General features: G+C 74.6%; 16 protein-coding genes. 8 read left to right on the plus strand and 8 right to left on the minus strand.

Going from position 1 to position 13,992, the window contains the following annotated elements:
* Positions 1 to 84: 84 nt before the first annotated feature.
* Genes ACFWDO_RS05845 through ACFWDO_RS05855 form a run of 3 tightly spaced genes read right to left on the minus strand, consistent with a single transcriptional unit; the run spans position 85 to position 1,810 of the window.
* Complete coding sequence (locus ACFWDO_RS05845) at positions 85 to 1,059, minus strand: SURF1 family protein (RefSeq protein WP_380319264.1); 975 nt, start codon at positions 1,057 to 1,059, stop codon at positions 85 to 87.
* Complete coding sequence (locus ACFWDO_RS05850; RefSeq protein ID WP_380319267.1) at positions 1,056 to 1,292, minus strand: hypothetical protein; 237 nt, start codon at positions 1,290 to 1,292, stop codon at positions 1,056 to 1,058. The genes ACFWDO_RS05845 and ACFWDO_RS05850 overlap by 4 nt, the downstream gene beginning before the upstream one ends.
* Positions 1,292 to 1,810 carry a DUF3099 domain-containing protein gene (locus ACFWDO_RS05855; RefSeq protein ID WP_380319270.1) on the minus strand — a complete coding sequence of 173 codons (519 nt, stop codon included), beginning with the start codon at positions 1,808 to 1,810 and terminating at the stop codon, positions 1,292 to 1,294. Before ACFWDO_RS05855 ends, ACFWDO_RS05850 begins: the two co-directional genes overlap by 1 nt.
* A 233-nt stretch (positions 1,811 to 2,043) precedes the next feature.
* Here ACFWDO_RS05855 and fabG point away from each other — a divergent pair, with 233 nt between their 5' ends.
* Genes fabG through ACFWDO_RS05870 form a run of 3 tightly spaced genes read left to right on the plus strand, consistent with a single transcriptional unit; the run spans position 2,044 to position 4,216 of the window.
* Positions 2,044 to 2,802 (plus strand): 3-oxoacyl-ACP reductase FabG, encoded by a 759-nt coding sequence (gene fabG, locus ACFWDO_RS05860; protein ID WP_380319273.1) that lies wholly within the window; start codon positions 2,044 to 2,046, stop codon positions 2,800 to 2,802.
* 49 nt (positions 2,803 to 2,851) lie between these two features.
* Complete coding sequence (fabI, locus tag ACFWDO_RS05865; protein WP_380319276.1) at positions 2,852 to 3,616, plus strand: enoyl-ACP reductase FabI; 765 nt, start codon at positions 2,852 to 2,854, stop codon at positions 3,614 to 3,616.
* Between the two features lie 48 nt (positions 3,617 to 3,664).
* On the plus strand, positions 3,665 to 4,216 hold the full coding sequence (locus ACFWDO_RS05870; RefSeq protein ID WP_380319279.1) for a SixA phosphatase family protein: 552 nt from the start codon (positions 3,665 to 3,667) through the stop codon (positions 4,214 to 4,216).
* A 40-nt stretch (positions 4,217 to 4,256) separates the two neighbouring features.
* Here the strand turns inward: ACFWDO_RS05870 and ACFWDO_RS05875 are convergent, their stop codons facing one another.
* Genes ACFWDO_RS05875 through glgC form a run of 4 tightly spaced genes read right to left on the minus strand, consistent with a single transcriptional unit; the run spans position 4,257 to position 8,278 of the window.
* Complete coding sequence (locus tag ACFWDO_RS05875) at positions 4,257 to 4,814, minus strand: cysteine hydrolase family protein (protein ID WP_380319282.1); 558 nt, start codon at positions 4,812 to 4,814, stop codon at positions 4,257 to 4,259.
* Positions 4,811 to 6,271, minus strand: a complete 1,461-nt coding sequence (locus ACFWDO_RS05880; protein WP_380319285.1) for a purine-cytosine permease family protein — start codon at positions 6,269 to 6,271, stop codon at positions 4,811 to 4,813. The genes ACFWDO_RS05875 and ACFWDO_RS05880 overlap by 4 nt, the downstream gene beginning before the upstream one ends.
* Before the next feature lie 47 nt (positions 6,272 to 6,318).
* Complete coding sequence (gene serB, locus ACFWDO_RS05885) at positions 6,319 to 7,041, minus strand: phosphoserine phosphatase SerB (protein WP_380319288.1); 723 nt, start codon at positions 7,039 to 7,041, stop codon at positions 6,319 to 6,321.
* The gene (glgC, locus tag ACFWDO_RS05890; protein ID WP_380319291.1) at positions 7,034 to 8,278 is read right to left on the minus strand and encodes a glucose-1-phosphate adenylyltransferase; all 1,245 of its coding nucleotides are present in this window, start codon (positions 8,276 to 8,278) and stop codon (positions 7,034 to 7,036) included. The genes serB and glgC overlap by 8 nt, the downstream gene beginning before the upstream one ends.
* 66 nt (positions 8,279 to 8,344) lie before the next feature.
* Here glgC and glgA point away from each other — a divergent pair, with 66 nt between their 5' ends.
* Entirely contained in the window at positions 8,345 to 9,625 is a 1,281-nt protein-coding gene (glgA, locus tag ACFWDO_RS05895) for a glycogen synthase (RefSeq protein WP_380319294.1), read from the plus strand.
* A gap of 46 nt (positions 9,626 to 9,671) precedes the next feature.
* Here glgA and ACFWDO_RS05900 read toward each other — a convergent pair whose 3' ends face one another.
* The gene (locus tag ACFWDO_RS05900) at positions 9,672 to 10,445 is read right to left on the minus strand and encodes a hypothetical protein (RefSeq protein ID WP_380319297.1); all 774 of its coding nucleotides are present in this window, start codon (positions 10,443 to 10,445) and stop codon (positions 9,672 to 9,674) included.
* 76 nt (positions 10,446 to 10,521) lie between these two features.
* Here ACFWDO_RS05900 and ACFWDO_RS05905 point away from each other — a divergent pair, with 76 nt between their 5' ends.
* The 4 genes from ACFWDO_RS05905 (at position 10,522) to ACFWDO_RS05920 (ending at position 13,985) form a co-directional block, all read left to right on the plus strand.
* Entirely contained in the window at positions 10,522 to 11,319 is a 798-nt protein-coding gene (locus ACFWDO_RS05905; RefSeq protein WP_380319300.1) for an ABC transporter ATP-binding protein, read from the plus strand.
* Between the two features lie 94 nt (positions 11,320 to 11,413).
* The gene (locus tag ACFWDO_RS05910; protein ID WP_380319303.1) at positions 11,414 to 11,893 is read left to right on the plus strand and encodes an NfeD family protein; all 480 of its coding nucleotides are present in this window, start codon (positions 11,414 to 11,416) and stop codon (positions 11,891 to 11,893) included.
* Between the two features lie 88 nt (positions 11,894 to 11,981).
* Positions 11,982 to 13,169, plus strand: coding sequence for an SPFH domain-containing protein (locus ACFWDO_RS05915; protein WP_380319306.1), 1,188 nt, complete (start codon positions 11,982 to 11,984; stop codon positions 13,167 to 13,169).
* A 129-nt stretch (positions 13,170 to 13,298) separates the two neighbouring features.
* Positions 13,299 to 13,985 (plus strand): TetR/AcrR family transcriptional regulator, encoded by a 687-nt coding sequence (locus ACFWDO_RS05920; RefSeq protein WP_380319309.1) that lies wholly within the window; start codon positions 13,299 to 13,301, stop codon positions 13,983 to 13,985.
* The last annotated feature ends 7 nt before the right edge of the window (positions 13,986 to 13,992 follow it).

The following is a 13,992-nucleotide window of genomic DNA, read 5'->3' on the forward strand; positions in this document are numbered from 1 at the left end:
CGCGCTCGCCGGGCTTCGTCGTCCCCGGGCTCTCGTCGTCCGGGGCCCTCGTCGTCGCGAGGTGTCGTCCTGCGAGGTGTCGTCCTACCGGGCGGCGTCCTCGTGGGAGCCGTCGTGCTCGGCGGCGTCCAGCAGCGCGTCCTCGTAGTCCTCGTCGACGCGGCGGCGCGGCTGCCGCGGGACGCGGGAGCCGCCCGCGCCGCCTGTGCCGTCAGTGTCCGGGCCGTCGTGCGCGGCGATGAGGTCGCCGGCGGTGACGCGCACCGGCCTCGTCTCACGACGCCACAGGACGATGTAGCCGCCCAGCGCCCCGAGCGCGAAGATGCACCACTGGAACGTGTAGCTCAGGTGCGAGCCCGGGTCGGTGTCGGGCTCGGGGAGGGCGCCGGGAGTCGTCGCGGCCGCCGGGTCCTCCGAGCGCAGCTGGCCGTAGCCGCCCACCGTGGCCCCGTCGGCCCAGGACGCGCCCTCGGAGCCGGCGGCGAGCACCTGGTCGGTGTGGATCGCCTGGACCTGGCCGGCGGGCGTGCCGCGCGTGGAGGCCGGCTCGTCGGGCCGCATCGTCATCGTCACCTCGACCTCCCCGCTCGGGGGGTCGGGCACGGACGACGGGCTGCTGGCGTCCTCGCCGGTCGGGACGAAGCCCCGGTCGACCACCAGGACGAGCGGCCGGCCGTCGGCGCCCGTCGTCTCGAAGGGCACCAGGACGTGGAAGCCGGGCTGGCCGCCGACGGGCCGGTTGCGCAGCAGCACCGTGTCCTGCGGGCGGTAGGTGCCGGTCGCCACCGCGGGCTGCCACTCGTCACCCGGGTCGAGGACGGCCCCGGGCTCGGGCAGCAGCGTGTCGAGGGCCACCGGGGCGCTGGCGTAGTTGCTCTCGACGAGGTCGATCTGCGCCTCGCGCCAGGTGTAGCGGTGCCACTGCCAGAACGCGGCGAGGACGCAGAGCGCCGCCAGCACCACGGCACCGAGGCCGAGGGTGATCCACTGCCGGCGGGTGCGCGGCGCGGCGGGGGCGGGCAGGTCGGAGGGTCGGCCCGGCGCGGGGGAGGTGCTCACGCGCGGTCGAGCTCCGCGACGGGGACGGTCTGCTTCCAGAAGGAGCGCGCGCCGAGGAACTGCTCGAGGTGCTCGCGGTGGTCGTCGCACGCGAGCCAGACCTTGCGGCGCTCCGGGGTGTGCAGCCGCGGGTTGTTCCACAGCAGGCCCCACGCGGCCTCGGCGCGGCAGCCCTTCGCGGAGCACACCAGCTCACCGGCCACCGGGTCCGCCCCGGTCCCCAGCACGTCCATCAGCGGTCTCCTCCACGGTTCTCGTCGGTCGGGTCGCCCTGGCCTTGATCCTGGTCTGGACCCTGGTCTGGACCCTGGCCGTCGGGCGCGTCGTCAGGCTCGTCGTCCCGGTGCTCGACCACGCGGTGGGCGCCGTCGAAGGTCTCCGGGGCGGACGACGAGCCGGGCCGCGAGGCGGGCGCGGGGAGCTCGGCCGGCGCGACGTCGACCATCGGCGAGGTGTCGTAGCTGACGCGGTCGCGCCCGGCGTTGGCGAACAGCACGGCCGAGTAGGGGAGCACGACAGCGGCTGCGACGAGCGTCAGACGGATCCAGAGCTCGTCCACCAGGACGGCGCCGATGAAGCACACGATCCGGATGCCCATCTGCACCAGGTAGCGCCGGGTGCGGCGCGCCTGGTCCTCCTCCAGCGGCTCGGGAGCGCTGGTGATCGAAGGGACCTCGGCGTCGCGGCCCGCGTCGTGACGGCGGTTCCCGGACGGGCGCGAACCGGACGAGGTCGCGCGGGCATGGCTCACCCGGCCAGTCTACGGCGGGCCCCGCGTCCCCCCGACCGGCCGCCAGGGACCCCGCGGCTTGTAGGGATCCGACAAACGGCCGCGGCGACGTGTGACGCGCCGCGACCCTGCGGGAGCCCCGCGGCGGGGTACCGTCACCAGGGCGTCGGCGGTGCTTCGCGCGCCTTCGCGCCCCGTCCGTCCCGACCCGCCCTGACCTGCCCTGACCAGAGCACGACCGCCGAGGAGACCCCGTGACCGACGCCCCCGCCACCCAGCCCACCCCGGCCGCCGCCGGTGCCGCACCCACGGGCCGGGTCGTCGTCGTCACCGGTGCCGCGCGCGGCATCGGCCGTTCGATCGCCGAGCGCTTCGTCGCCGACGGCGACACCGTCGCGACCCTCTACCGCGGAGGCGACCTCCCCGAGGGCGTGCACGGCTACGTCGCCGACGTGACCGACTCCGCGGCCGTGGACGCCGCCTTCTCGGCGATCGAGACCGACCTCGGCCCGGTCCAGGTGCTCGTCGCCAACGCGGGCGTCACCCGCGACCAGCTCCTCATGCGCATGAGCGACGAGGAGTTCGAGTCGGTCCTGGACGTGAACCTCACCGGGACGTTCCGCTGCGTGCGCCGCGCCTCCAAGGGCATGATCCGCGCGCGCAAGGGCCGCATCGTGCTGGTCGGCTCCGTCGTCGGCCTGTACGGCGGCCCCGGCCAGGTCAACTACTCGTCCTCCAAGGCCGCCCTCGTCGGCATGGCCCGGTCGATCACCCGCGAGCTCGGCGCGCGCGGCATCACGGCCAACGTCGTGGCCCCCGGCTTCGTCGAGACCGACATGACGGCGGCGCTGCCCGAGGACACCCAGAAGAAGTACAAGGCGACCATCCCCGCCGGGCGGTTCGCCTCGACCGACGAGATCGCGGGCGTCGTCGGGTTCCTCGCCTCGGACGCCGCGGCCTACGTCTCCGGCGCGGTCATCCCCGTCGACGGCGGCCTCGGCATGGGCCACTGACGCCCGCCGCCCCCCGCTCACTCACCCTCAGCACAACCGGAAGGTCATCATGGCTCTGCTCGACGGCAAGAAGCTCCTCGTCACCGGCGTCCTCACGGACAGCTCGATCGCGTTCCACGCCGCCCGCCTCGCCCAGGAGGAGGGCGCCGAGGTGGTGCTCACCTCCTTCGGCCGCCAGATGAAGCTCACGCAGGCGTTCGCCAAGCGGCTGCCCGTCACGGCGCCCGTGGTCGAGCTCGACGTGACCAGCGACGAGGACCTCGCGGCCCTCCCGGAGCGCGTGAAGGAGCACGTCGACGGCATCGACGGCGTCGTGCACTCGATCGGCTTCGCCCCCCAGTCCGTCATGGGCGGCAACTTCCTCGCCGCCGAGTGGGGCGACGTCGCCACGGCCCTGCAGGTCTCGACGTACTCGTACAAGTCGCTCATCGAGGCGGCCCGCCCGCTGATGTCCGGTGGTGCCTACGTCGGCCTCACGTTCGACGCGTCGTTCGCGTGGCCGGTCTACGACTGGATGGGCGTCGCGAAGGCCGGCCTGGAGTCGGCGAACCGTTACCTGGCCCGTGACCTCGGGCCGCACGGCATCCGGTGTAACCTCGTCTCCGCCGGGCCCATCCGCACCACGGCCGCGAAGTCCATCCCGGGGTTCGCGACCATGGAGGACGCCTGGCCGCAGCGTGCCCCGCTGGGCTGGGACCAGACCACGGCGGAGCCCGCCGCGCGCGCCGTCGTGGCGCTTCTCTCGGACTGGTTCCCCGCCACGACCGGTGAGATCGTCCACGTCGACGGTGGTGTGCACGCGATGGGTCAGTGACGGGCCGGTCCCGGAACGACCCCCGGACCGACCTGTGAGACGGAGCGCATGAGAGCGGTAACGCAGGCCGAGGGCGCCGCGCCGAGCTGGCGACTCGTGCTGTTGCGGCACGCGAAGGCGGAGCCGGGCAAGGGGGCGCTCTCCGACGAGCAGCGGCCCCTCGCGCTGAACGGGCGCAAGCAGGCGAGCCGCGTGGGCATGGCCCTCACCGCGGCCGGCCTGCTGCCGCAGGTCGCGCTGGTGTCGTCCGCGCTGCGCACGCGCCAGACCTGGGACCTGGCCTCGGCCCACCTGGACGGCTCGGCTGCGACCGTCCTCGAGGTGCGCGACGAGCTCTACGAGGCGAGCGTGCGCGACGTCCTCGGCCTCCTGCGGGAGGTCGAGGCGTCCGTGCGCACCGTCCTCGTCGTCGGGCACGAGCCGACGATGGCCGCGACGGCGGCGTACCTCGCCGCCGAGGGCTCCGAGCCCGCCGCCCTCGCCCAGGTGCGCGTCGGCGTCCCGACGGCCACCTACTCGGTGCTGGAGTCCGCCGCGCACCCGTGGGCCGACTGGGGTCGCGGCACGTCACGGCTCGTGCACGTCGGCCGCCCGTCCTGACCTCCGGTCTGGCGGGCCCGGGCGCCCGAACCCGCCCCGTTCAGGCGCTGCCGAGCACCTCGTCGACCGACGTGACCTCCACCAGCGGCGCGTAGAGCCGCATCGCGGCCAGCGCGCGCTCGTGGTCCTCGGGGCTCGCGCCGGCGCACGCGTCCGCCACCACCCGCACCCGCCGGCCGGCGTCGGCCGCGGGGAGCACGGTGGACAGCACGCAGCAGTCGGTGGAGACGCCGGCCACCACCAGCTCGCCCGCGCCGCCGACCGCGGCCTCGAGCTCCGGGCCCCACTTGCCGAACGTCGTCGCGGTGACGACGTGCGCGCCCGCCGGGTCCAGGCCGTCAGCGATCGCGTACAACGGGTCGTCGGCGGGCACGAGGGCGAACGGCCACTGCGCGAAGTACTCCCGCCACGCGCCTTCCGGCTCCGCGGGCGCCACGTACCGCGTCCAGACGGTGCGGCCCGCGAACGCGGGCAGCAGGCGCCGCACGCCGTCGGCCGCGGCGTCGAACGCCGGTGACGCCCACGGGCTGCCGGGCGCGCCGAAGACGGTCTGCATGTCGACGACGACCAGGACCGCGCCGCCCGTCCCGCGGCTCATGCCGCCTCCTGCGCCGAATCCTGCGCCGAATGCTCCGCCGACTCCTGGCGCCGCACGGCTCGGGCGGAGAGCAGGAACGTGCCGAGCAGCCCGAGCGCGAGGGCGACCAGGACGCCGAGGTTGGCGCCGGCCCACTGCCCGTCCCGCCCGCCGAGGCCCAGCGGCCCCAGCAGGTAGCCCTGCCAGGACAGCCACCCGGCGTACGTGTTCGTCACCAGGCCCCAGCCGACCACGGTGCCGCCCACCACGAGGAGGACCGCGGGCCAGCGCACGCTCCCGTAGCGGCCGTGCCGGTCGCCCAGCTCGGCGTCGGCGTAGTCGCGGCGGCGCAGCGCGATGTCGGCCAGCAGCACGCCGCACCAGGCGGCGATCGGGACGCCCAGGGTGATGAGGAAGCCCTGGAACGGGCCGAAGAAGTCGTCGGCGACGAAGACCACGTACACGGCGCCGAGCACCATGAGGACGCCGTCGATCGCGGCCGCGACCCAGCGCGGGGCGGGCAGGCCCAGCGACAGGAGCGCGAGCCCGGAGGAGTAGATGTCGAGCGCCGCGCCGCCGATGAGGCCGGCCAGGGCCACGACCATGAACGGGATCAGGAACCACTCGGGCAGCAGCACGGCGAGCGCGCCGATCGGGTCGGCGCCGATCGCGTCGGCCAGCGCGGGGTCCGAGCCGGCGAGCAGGAGGCCCGCGACCAGGAGCAGCACGGGCGGCAGGGACGCACCGAACGTCGTCCAGCCGACGACGCCGGGGCCCGACGCCGTGCGCGGCAGGTAGCGGGAGTAGTCGGCGGCCATGTTCACCCAGCCGAGGCCGAAGCCGGTCATCATGAACACGAGCCCGCCGATCACCTGGGGCGCGTGCCCGGGAGGGATCGCCGCGACCGTCGCCCAGTCGATGTGGCCCGCGACCAGCACGACGTACACCACGGTCAGCACGGCGGTCAGCACGGTGATGACCTGCTGCAGCCGCATCACGAGCTGGAACCCGAAGATCCCCGCCGTCACGACGACCAGTGCCACCACGGCCAGCGTGACCACCTGCGTCACGGTGCCGCCGCCCCAGCCGAGCGTGCCGAGCACGGTCGCGGTGGCGAGGGTCGCGAGCGCCACCAGCACGGTCTCCCAGCCGACGGTGAGGATCCACGACAGCAGGGACGGCAGCCGGTTGCCGTCCACCCCGAAGGCGGCGCGGCTGAGCACCATCGTGGGCGCGGACCCGCGCCGGCCGGCGAGCGAGATGAACCCGCAGGCCAGGAACGACGCCACGATGCCGATCGCGCCCACGGCGACGGCCTGCCAGAAGGACACGCCGAACGCCAGCAGGTACGCGCCGTAGCCGAGGCCGAGCACGGACACGTTGGCCGCGAACCACGGCCAGAACAGGTCGCGGGGGCGGCCGTGCCGCTCGGACTCGTCGATGGTGTTGAGGGCGTTGGTCTCGACCGTCGTCGCCATGGTCCGATCCTGGCCCCCGCCAGGGGTTTCGCGCTACGGGTGGGGGATCACGGCCGCGCGGTGCCCGGCGCCCGCCCGGCGGCGGCGTCCACCTCGTCGATGACGGCGAGCACGGCGTCAAGGCGCGGCCCGTCCACGCTGAACGGCGCCTGCGCCCGCACGACGGGCTTGGCGGCGAACGCGATGCCGATGCCGGCCGCGTCGATCATGTCGAGGTCGTTCGCGCCGTCGCCCACGGCGACGGTGTCGACCATCTCCAGCCCGCACTCGTCGGCCCAGCGGCGGAGGGTCGCGGCCTTGTCCGCCCGGTCGACGACGGGGCCGACGGTCCGGCCGGTGAGGACGCCGTCGGCGACCTCGAGCCGGTTGGCGCGCCAGCGCGCGATGCCGAGGGCGTCGGCGATCGGGCCGAGGATCTCGGCGAAGCCGCCGGAGACGAGGCCGAACTCCCAGCCGCGCCGGCGGGTCTCGCTGACGAGGTCGGCGGCGCCGGGGGTCAGCACGACCGCCTCCCGCACCGCGGTGAGCGCCTCGACGGGCACGCCGCGCAGGGTGGCGACCCGCTCGCGTAGGGAGCCGGCGAAGTCGAGCTCGCCGCGCATCGCGCGCTCGGTCACCTCGGCGACCTGCGCGCGGGTGCCGGCGTGGTCGGCGAGCAGCTCGATCACCTCGGCGGTGATGAACGTCGAGTCGACGTCGGTGACCACCAGGCGGCGCCGGCTCGGCGGCTCGGTGGGAACGGGGGCGGTGCGGGGAGCGGGATCAAGCAACGACGGTGCCCTTCGGGACGACGGTGATCCCCGACGCCGAGACGGTGAAACCGCGGGCCCGGTCCTCCTCGTGGTCGACGCCGACCCGGGCCCGCTCGCTCACCACCACGTTCTTGTCGAGGATGGCGCGGTGGACCTGGGCGTGCCGCTCCACCTGGACGTTGTCCATCACGACGGAGTCGGTGACGGTGGCCCAGGAGTGCAGGTAGGCGCCCGGGGACAGGATGGACCCTGCGACCGTCGCGCCGGAGATGAGGACACCAGGCGAGACGATCGAGTCGGCGGCGTGGCCCAGGCGCCCGGGCCCGGCGTGCACGAACTTCGCCGGCGGCAGGCCGGTGTACCCGGTGAGCAGCGGCCAGTCCTGGTTGTAGAGGTTGAACACGGGCTGGACCGCGATGAGGTCCGTGTTGGCCTCGAAGTAGGCGTCGATGGTGCCGACGTCGCGCCAGTAGTCCCGGTCGCGGTCTGTCGAGCCGGGGATCTCGTTGCGGATGAAGTCGTACACGCCGGCCGTCCCCTCGGCCACGAAGGCGGGGATGATGTCGCCGCCCATGTCGTGCCGGGAGTCCGGGTCGGCGGAGTCCTTCGTGACGGCCTCGACGAGCGCGTCGGCGTCGAACACGTAGTTGCCCATCGAGGCGAGCACCTCGGTGGGGGAGTCGGGCAGGCCCACGGGGCTCTCGGGCTTCTCGAGGAACTCGGAGATGCGCGTCGGGTCCTCGCGGTCCACCTCGATGACGCCAAACTGGTCGGCCATCGCGATCGGCTGCCGGATGGCCGCCACCGTCGCGCGCGCCCCCGTGGAGACGTGTGCCTCCACCATCTGGGAGAAGTCCATGCGGTACACGTGGTCGGCGCCGACCACGACCACGATGTCCGGCCGCTCGTCGTCGATGATGTTGAGGCACTGGTAGATCGCGTCCGCCGAGCCGAGGTACCAGTGCTTGCCCACCCGCTGCTGCGCAGGCACGGACGACACGTAGTTGCCGAGCAGCGACGACATCCGCCACGTCTTGGAGATGTGCCGGTCGAGCGAGTGCGACTTGTACTGCGTGAGCACGACGACCCGCAGGTACCGCGAGTTGATGATGTTCGAGAGCGCGAAGTCGACCAGCCGGTAGATGCCCCCGAAGGGGACCGCAGGCTTGGCGCGGTGCGCCGTGAGGGGCATGAGCCGCTTGCCCTCGCCGCCGGCGAGGACGATCGCGAGCACGCGGGGCTGGGTCGACGCCATGCCCCCGACCCTAGGGCGTCGTGGGCCGCCGCGCCCGCGACCCGCCCGCATGGGTAGGTTGACCGCGTGAGCACCCCGGAGACGAGCCCGTTCCGCGTCGACCTGCTGACCCGCGAGTACCCGCCGCACGTCTACGGCGGCGCGGGCGTGCACGTCGAGGAGCTGTCCGCCGTGCTGCGCCGGCAGGTCGACGTGCGGGTGCGCTGCTTCGACGGGCCGCGCCCCGCGGACGCCGCCGCGGCCGGCGTGACCGGGTACGGGGTGCCCGCCGGCCTGGCCGCCGTGGACCCGGTGCTCGGCACGTTCGGCGTCGACCTCGCGATGGCGCAGGACGTCGCCGGCGCGGACGTGCTGCACTCCCACACCTGGTACGCGAACCTCGCCGGCCACCTGGGCGGCCTGCTGCACGGCGTGCCGCACGTGGTCACGGCGCACTCGCTCGAGCCGTTGCGGCCGTGGAAGGCCGAGCAGCTCGGCGGGGGGTACGCGCTGTCGTCGTGGGCGGAGCGCACCGCCTACCTGGGGGCGGCGGGCGTGATCGCGGTGTCGGCGGGCATGCGCGCCGACATCCTGCGGGTCTACCCGGAGCTCGACCCCGCGCGCGTGCACGTGGTGCACAACGGGATCGACCTGGCCGGCTGGCGGCGTCCCGGCGCCGGCGACCCGGAGGCGGAGCGCGTGGTGCGCGATCTCGGCATCGACCCGGAGCGCCCGGCCGTGGTGTTCGTCGGGCGGATCACCCGGCAGAAGGGGCTGCCGTACCTGCTGCGCGCCGCGGCCCGGCTGCCGCGCGAGGTGCAGCTCGTGCTGTGCGCCGGCGCCCCGGACACCCCGGAGCTGATGGACGAGGTGCGCGGCCTGGTCGCCGAGCTGCGCCGCGCGCGCGGCGGCACGGGGGAGGCCGGGCCCGGCGGGGGCGGCGCCGAGGCCGGCGTCGTGTGGATCGAGCAGATGCTGCCGCGCCCCGACCTGATCGCCGTGCTCGCCGCGAGCACCGTGTTCGTCTGCCCGTCCGTGTACGAGCCGCTCGGCATCGTCAACCTCGAGGCCATGGCCGTGGGCCTGCCGGTGGTCGGCACCGCCACGGGCGGCATCCCCGAGGTGGTCGACGACGGCGTCACCGGCGCGCTGGTGCCGATCGAGCAGGCCGACGACGGCACCGGCACCCCGCTCGACCCCGAGCGGTTCGTCGGCGACCTGGCGGCGGCGCTCCTGGGCGTGCTGGACGACCCGGCGCGCGCCGCGGCGATGGGCGCGGCGGGCCGCCGCCGCGCCGAGGACCTGTTCTCCTGGGACGCCGTCGCGGGCCGCACGCTCGACGTCTACCGGGCGGTCCTCGCGGGCTGACCGGGCTGACCGGGCTGATGGCGCCGGGTCGTGATCCTCGGGGCGGTCAGCGCACCGCGCCGTAGGTGGCGGCGCTCAGCGCGCGCCGCGCGGTGCGCTCCACCTCGCGCAGGGCGGTGGCGCGCTGGTCGGACTGCCAGACGTTGACCGCGCCCCCCTCGTCGACGGTCGCGAGGTCGACGATCGCCAGGAGCCGGGTGGCGAGTTGCAGCACGCGCGCCCGTCGTCCCTCGAGGGTGGGCACGGGCCAGCCGTCCGTGCTGCCGCCGCGCAGCCGCTCGATCGCGTCCGCCGCGTCGTCGCGCCACCGCGCCACGTCGAGGGCGTCGAGGGCCTCGGTGGCGGTGACGAGGCTGGTGCGCAGCTCGCGCTCGGCGTCCGGCAGGGAGCCGAGCGCGCCCGCCACGTGGGTGGACCACGCGGGCACGGCCCGCACCTGCCACGCCACGAGGTGGCCCGGCTCGAGGGCGCTGCCGAACGTGGTGACGGCCGGCACCGCGGCCCACGACCCGGCCGGCGTGGTCACCATCACGCACTCGCCGGCGTCGGTGGCCTCGGCGCTCACGGCCGCCGGCACGCCGCCGAGGTCGCCGGGAGCGGGCAGGAGCGCGCACACCTCGCGGGGGCCGTCGAGCCACGCGGTCACGAGGGCGCGCAGGTCGGCGTCCTCGTCCTCGGCGCGGCCCGGCATCCCCACGACGCCGTGCGGCTCGTCGTCGCCCTGCACGCTGCGCACGACGACGCCCGGCGCGGCGCCCACGGTCTGCAGCCAGAGCGCGAGGACGACGCTGCGCGGCAGGGTGTCGGGGGAGGTGTCCACGGCATCACACCCTAGACGTCGGGCGGGCCCGGACGCAGGCCGGTCCGGCGTCGGCGCTCGGGTAGGGTCGGGCCTCATGAGCGCGGTTCTCGACCTGCAGGGCGTCACCGTTCGACGCGGTACCACCACCATCCTCGACGCCGTGGACTGGCAGGTGAACGAGGGCGAGCGCTGGGTGGTGCTGGGGCCCAACGGCGCCGGCAAGACGACGATGCTGCAGATCCTCGCGGCGCGCTCGCACCCCACGTCCGGCACCGCGGAGCTCCTGGGGGAGCGGCTGGGCCGCGTCGACGTGTTCGAGCTGCGCCCGCGCATCGGATTCGCGTCGGCCGCGCTCGCCGACCGCATCCCGGGCCACGAGACGGTGCGGGACGTCGTGCTGACCGCCGCCTACGGCGTGACGGGCCGCTGGCAGGAGTCGTACGAGGAGTTCGACGAGCAGCGCGCCAAGGACCTGCTCGCGGCGTTCGACGTCGCGGACCTGTCCGACCGCTACTACGGCACCCTGTCCGAGGGGGAGCGCAAGCGCGTGCAGATCGCCCGCGCCCTCATGACGGACCCGGAGCTCCTGCTGCTCGACGAGCCCGCCGCGGGCCTCGACCTGGCCGGCCGCGAGGAGCTGGTGGGCGCGCTGTCCGAGCTCGCGGCCGACCCGGCGTCGCCCGTCCTGGTGCTCGTGACGCATCACGTCGAGGAGATCCCGCCGGGCTTCACGCACCTGCTGCTCATGCGCCACGGGGGGATCCAGGCCGCCGGCCCGATCCACGAGGTGCTCACCGCGGACAACCTCTCGCAGGCGTTCGGGACGCCGCTGATGGTCGCCCACGGGGGCGGTCGCTGGCTGGCGCGCGCGGCGCGACCCGCCGGTCGCTGACCGTTCCCAGCACGGGGGAAGTCTTGGTAAAGTCTGAGCAAAACCCTGTGGCCGCGACAGTCGGGTCCCGGCGCAGGGCCTGGCGGAGGTGACCATGGATTCCTGGCTGTGGTGGATCGGGGCGGCGCTGGTGCTGGCCGCCATCGAGATGTTCTCGCTAGACCTCGTGTTCATCATGCTCGCCGGGGGCGCGCTGGCCGGTTCCGTGACGGCGGCGGCAGGCGGCCCGGTGTGGCTGCAGTTCGTGGTGGCGTGCGTCTTCGCGCTGGTCCTCGTGCTCCTGCTGCGCCCGTGGCTGCTGCAGCACCTCCGGCAGCGCGTGCCGCTGCAGGAGACCAACGTCGCGGCGCACGTCGGGCGTCCCGCCGTCGTCCTGAGCGAGGTCACCGAGACCGGGGGCCGCGTCAAGCTCGCCGGCGAGGTCTGGAGCGCGCGGCTCGTCGACGACGGCGTGCCGAACTCGAGCGGCCGGGTGCCCGAGGGCGCCGAGGTGCGGGTGGTGCGGATCGAGGGCGCGACCGCCGTCGTCGAGCCCGTCCCCACCTCGCACGCCCAGCCCGAGCACAGCGCCTGACGGACGCCCGGGCCGCCGACGGTCCGGGCGCGTTCCACCCTGCCGGGATGCCGGCAGTCCTGTTCGACGTCGACAGAAAGGGACCATCGTGTCCGACCCGTCCGCCGGCACCATCGTGCTGTGGATCGTGATTCTCGCGCTCGTGATCTTCGTGGTCGTGGCGCTGTTCAAGATGGTGCGGGTGGTGCCGCAGGCCACGGCGCTCATCATCGAGCGCCTCGGCCGCTACCGGCACACGTTCGAGCCGGGGCTGCACTGGCTCGTGCCGTTCATCGACCGCGTGCGCGCGGGCGTCGACCTGCGCGAGCAGGTCGTCTCCTTCCCGCCGCAGCCGGTGATCACGAGCGACAACCTCGTGGTGAGCATCGACACCGTCGTGTACTTCCAGGTGACGGAGCCGAAGTCGGCCGTCTACGAGATCGCGAACTACATCACCGCCATCGAGCAGCTCACGGTCACCACGCTGCGCAACGTCGTCGGCTCGATGGACCTGGAGCAGACCCTCACCAGCCGCGACCAGATCAACGGCCAGCTGCGCGGGGTGCTCGACGAGGCGACCGGCCGCTGGGGCGTGCGCGTCAACCGCGTCGAGCTGAAGTCGATCGACCCGCCCGCCTCCGTGCAGGGCGCGATGGAGCAGCAGATGCGCGCCGAGCGCGACCGCCGCGCCACGATCCTCACGGCCGAGGGTGTCAAGCAGTCGCAGATCCTCACGGCCGAGGGTGAGAAGCAGTCGCAGATCCTGCGGGCCGAGGGCAACGCCCAGTCCGCGATCCTCACCGCGGAGGGCGAGGCCCGCGCGATCCTGCAGGTGTTCGACGCGATCCACCAGGGCGACGCCGACCCCAAGCTGCTCGCGTACCAGTACCTGCAGATGCTGCCGCAGATCGCCAACGGCAACGCCTCGAAGCTGTGGGTCGTGCCGACCGAGTTCACGGCGGCGCTCGGCTCGATCGCGCAGGGCTTCGGCGGCGTCCCCGGGACGCCCGGCATCCCGACCCCGCCCTCGGGCGACGACGAGGGCGAGCGCACGCCTCGCCCGCGCACCGCGTTCGGCGAGACCGCGCTGACCGACCCGGGCGAGGCCCTCGCCGAGGCGCGTCGCCAGGCCGAGGCCGCGACCGCCGACGCGACGAGCGCGGGCACCCGGTCGGGCGCGCCGTTCGACCCGTCGGCGGAGCGCGGCCAGCGCCCCGCGGGCGGCCCGGCGACCCCGCCGGCCACCGGCACCCCGCCGCGCCCCGTGACGGGCGAGCCGGAGGAGCCGCAGCAGTAGCCGGCTGCACGCCGCGACGGGACCCCGTCACCCCTCGTGGGTGGCGGGGTCCCGTCGTGTCCGGCCGGTCGCGACGGGAGCGGCGGAGGGGGTGGACGAGTGAGTGCTCACTCATTTAGCATGTCGCTCATGCTGGCTGCACCGGGCGCGAGTCGTCGCGCCACCCCGCTGTCCCCGGAAGACCGGCGGTCCGCGATCATCGACGCCGTCCTGCCGCTGGTCGGCGAGTTCGGCGTCGACGTCACGAGCCGCGAGCTCGCGGACGCCGCCGGGGTCGCCGAGGGCACCCTGTTCCGCGCCTTCGGCGACAAGCTCACGCTCGTCGGCGCCGTCGCGGTCGAGGGGCTGCACCGCGCCTCCGGCCCGGTCGAGACCCGCGCGGAGCTCGCGGCGATCGACCGGGAGGCGCCGCTCGAGGAGCGGCTCGAACGCGTCATCGAGCTCGGCCGGCGCCGGATGAGCGACGTCGTGCGGTGGATGGGCGTGCTGCGGGCGCTGCACCACCGCACAGGCGCCCGCGACCTGGCCCCGTCCGAGCACGTGCAGGACTTCCGGGAGCAGCTCGCGCGGCAGCGCGAGCAGCAGCGCGAGGCCACCGTGGCCGGGCTGGTCGGGGTGCTGCAGCCCGACGAGCACAGGCTGCGCGTGCCGATCGAGGTCGCCGTGGCGCTCCTCGAGGCGAGCATCGCCGGCACGCACGGGCGCGTGGACCACCTGCTCCCGGCGCCCTCGGCCCGCGTGGTCGCCGATGCGCTCGTGCACGGCATCGCGGAGGATCGAGAAAAAGAACAGGTGCCCGAGGCGCCCGGTGCCTGACAATCCC

Source organism: Isoptericola sp. NPDC060185 (assembly GCF_042728595.1).
GTDB lineage: Bacteria > Actinomycetota > Actinomycetes > Actinomycetales > Cellulomonadaceae > Isoptericola.

Bases quoted from the DNA above. Each gene is read 5' to 3' on its own strand.
- fabI (WP_380319276.1), top strand. From the start codon at position 2,852: ATGGCTCTGCTCGACGGCAAGAAGCTCCTCGTCACCGGCGTCCTCACG.
- ACFWDO_RS05875 (WP_380319282.1), bottom strand. From the start codon at position 4,814: ATGAGCCGCGGGACGGGCGGCGCGGTCCTGGTCGTCGTCGACATGCAG.
- ACFWDO_RS05850 (WP_380319267.1), bottom strand. From the start codon at position 1,292: ATGGACGTGCTGGGGACCGGGGCGGACCCGGTGGCCGGTGAGCTGGTG.
- ACFWDO_RS05880 (WP_380319285.1), bottom strand. From the start codon at position 6,271: ATGGCGACGACGGTCGAGACCAACGCCCTCAACACCATCGACGAGTCC.
- glgC (WP_380319291.1), bottom strand. From the start codon at position 8,278: ATGGCGTCGACCCAGCCCCGCGTGCTCGCGATCGTCCTCGCCGGCGGC.
- ACFWDO_RS05870 (WP_380319279.1), top strand. From the start codon at position 3,665: ATGAGAGCGGTAACGCAGGCCGAGGGCGCCGCGCCGAGCTGGCGACTC.
- ACFWDO_RS05920 (WP_380319309.1), top strand. From the start codon at position 13,299: ATGCTGGCTGCACCGGGCGCGAGTCGTCGCGCCACCCCGCTGTCCCCG.
- ACFWDO_RS05905 (WP_380319300.1), top strand. From the start codon at position 10,522: ATGAGCGCGGTTCTCGACCTGCAGGGCGTCACCGTTCGACGCGGTACC.
- ACFWDO_RS05910 (WP_380319303.1), top strand. From the start codon at position 11,414: ATGGATTCCTGGCTGTGGTGGATCGGGGCGGCGCTGGTGCTGGCCGCC.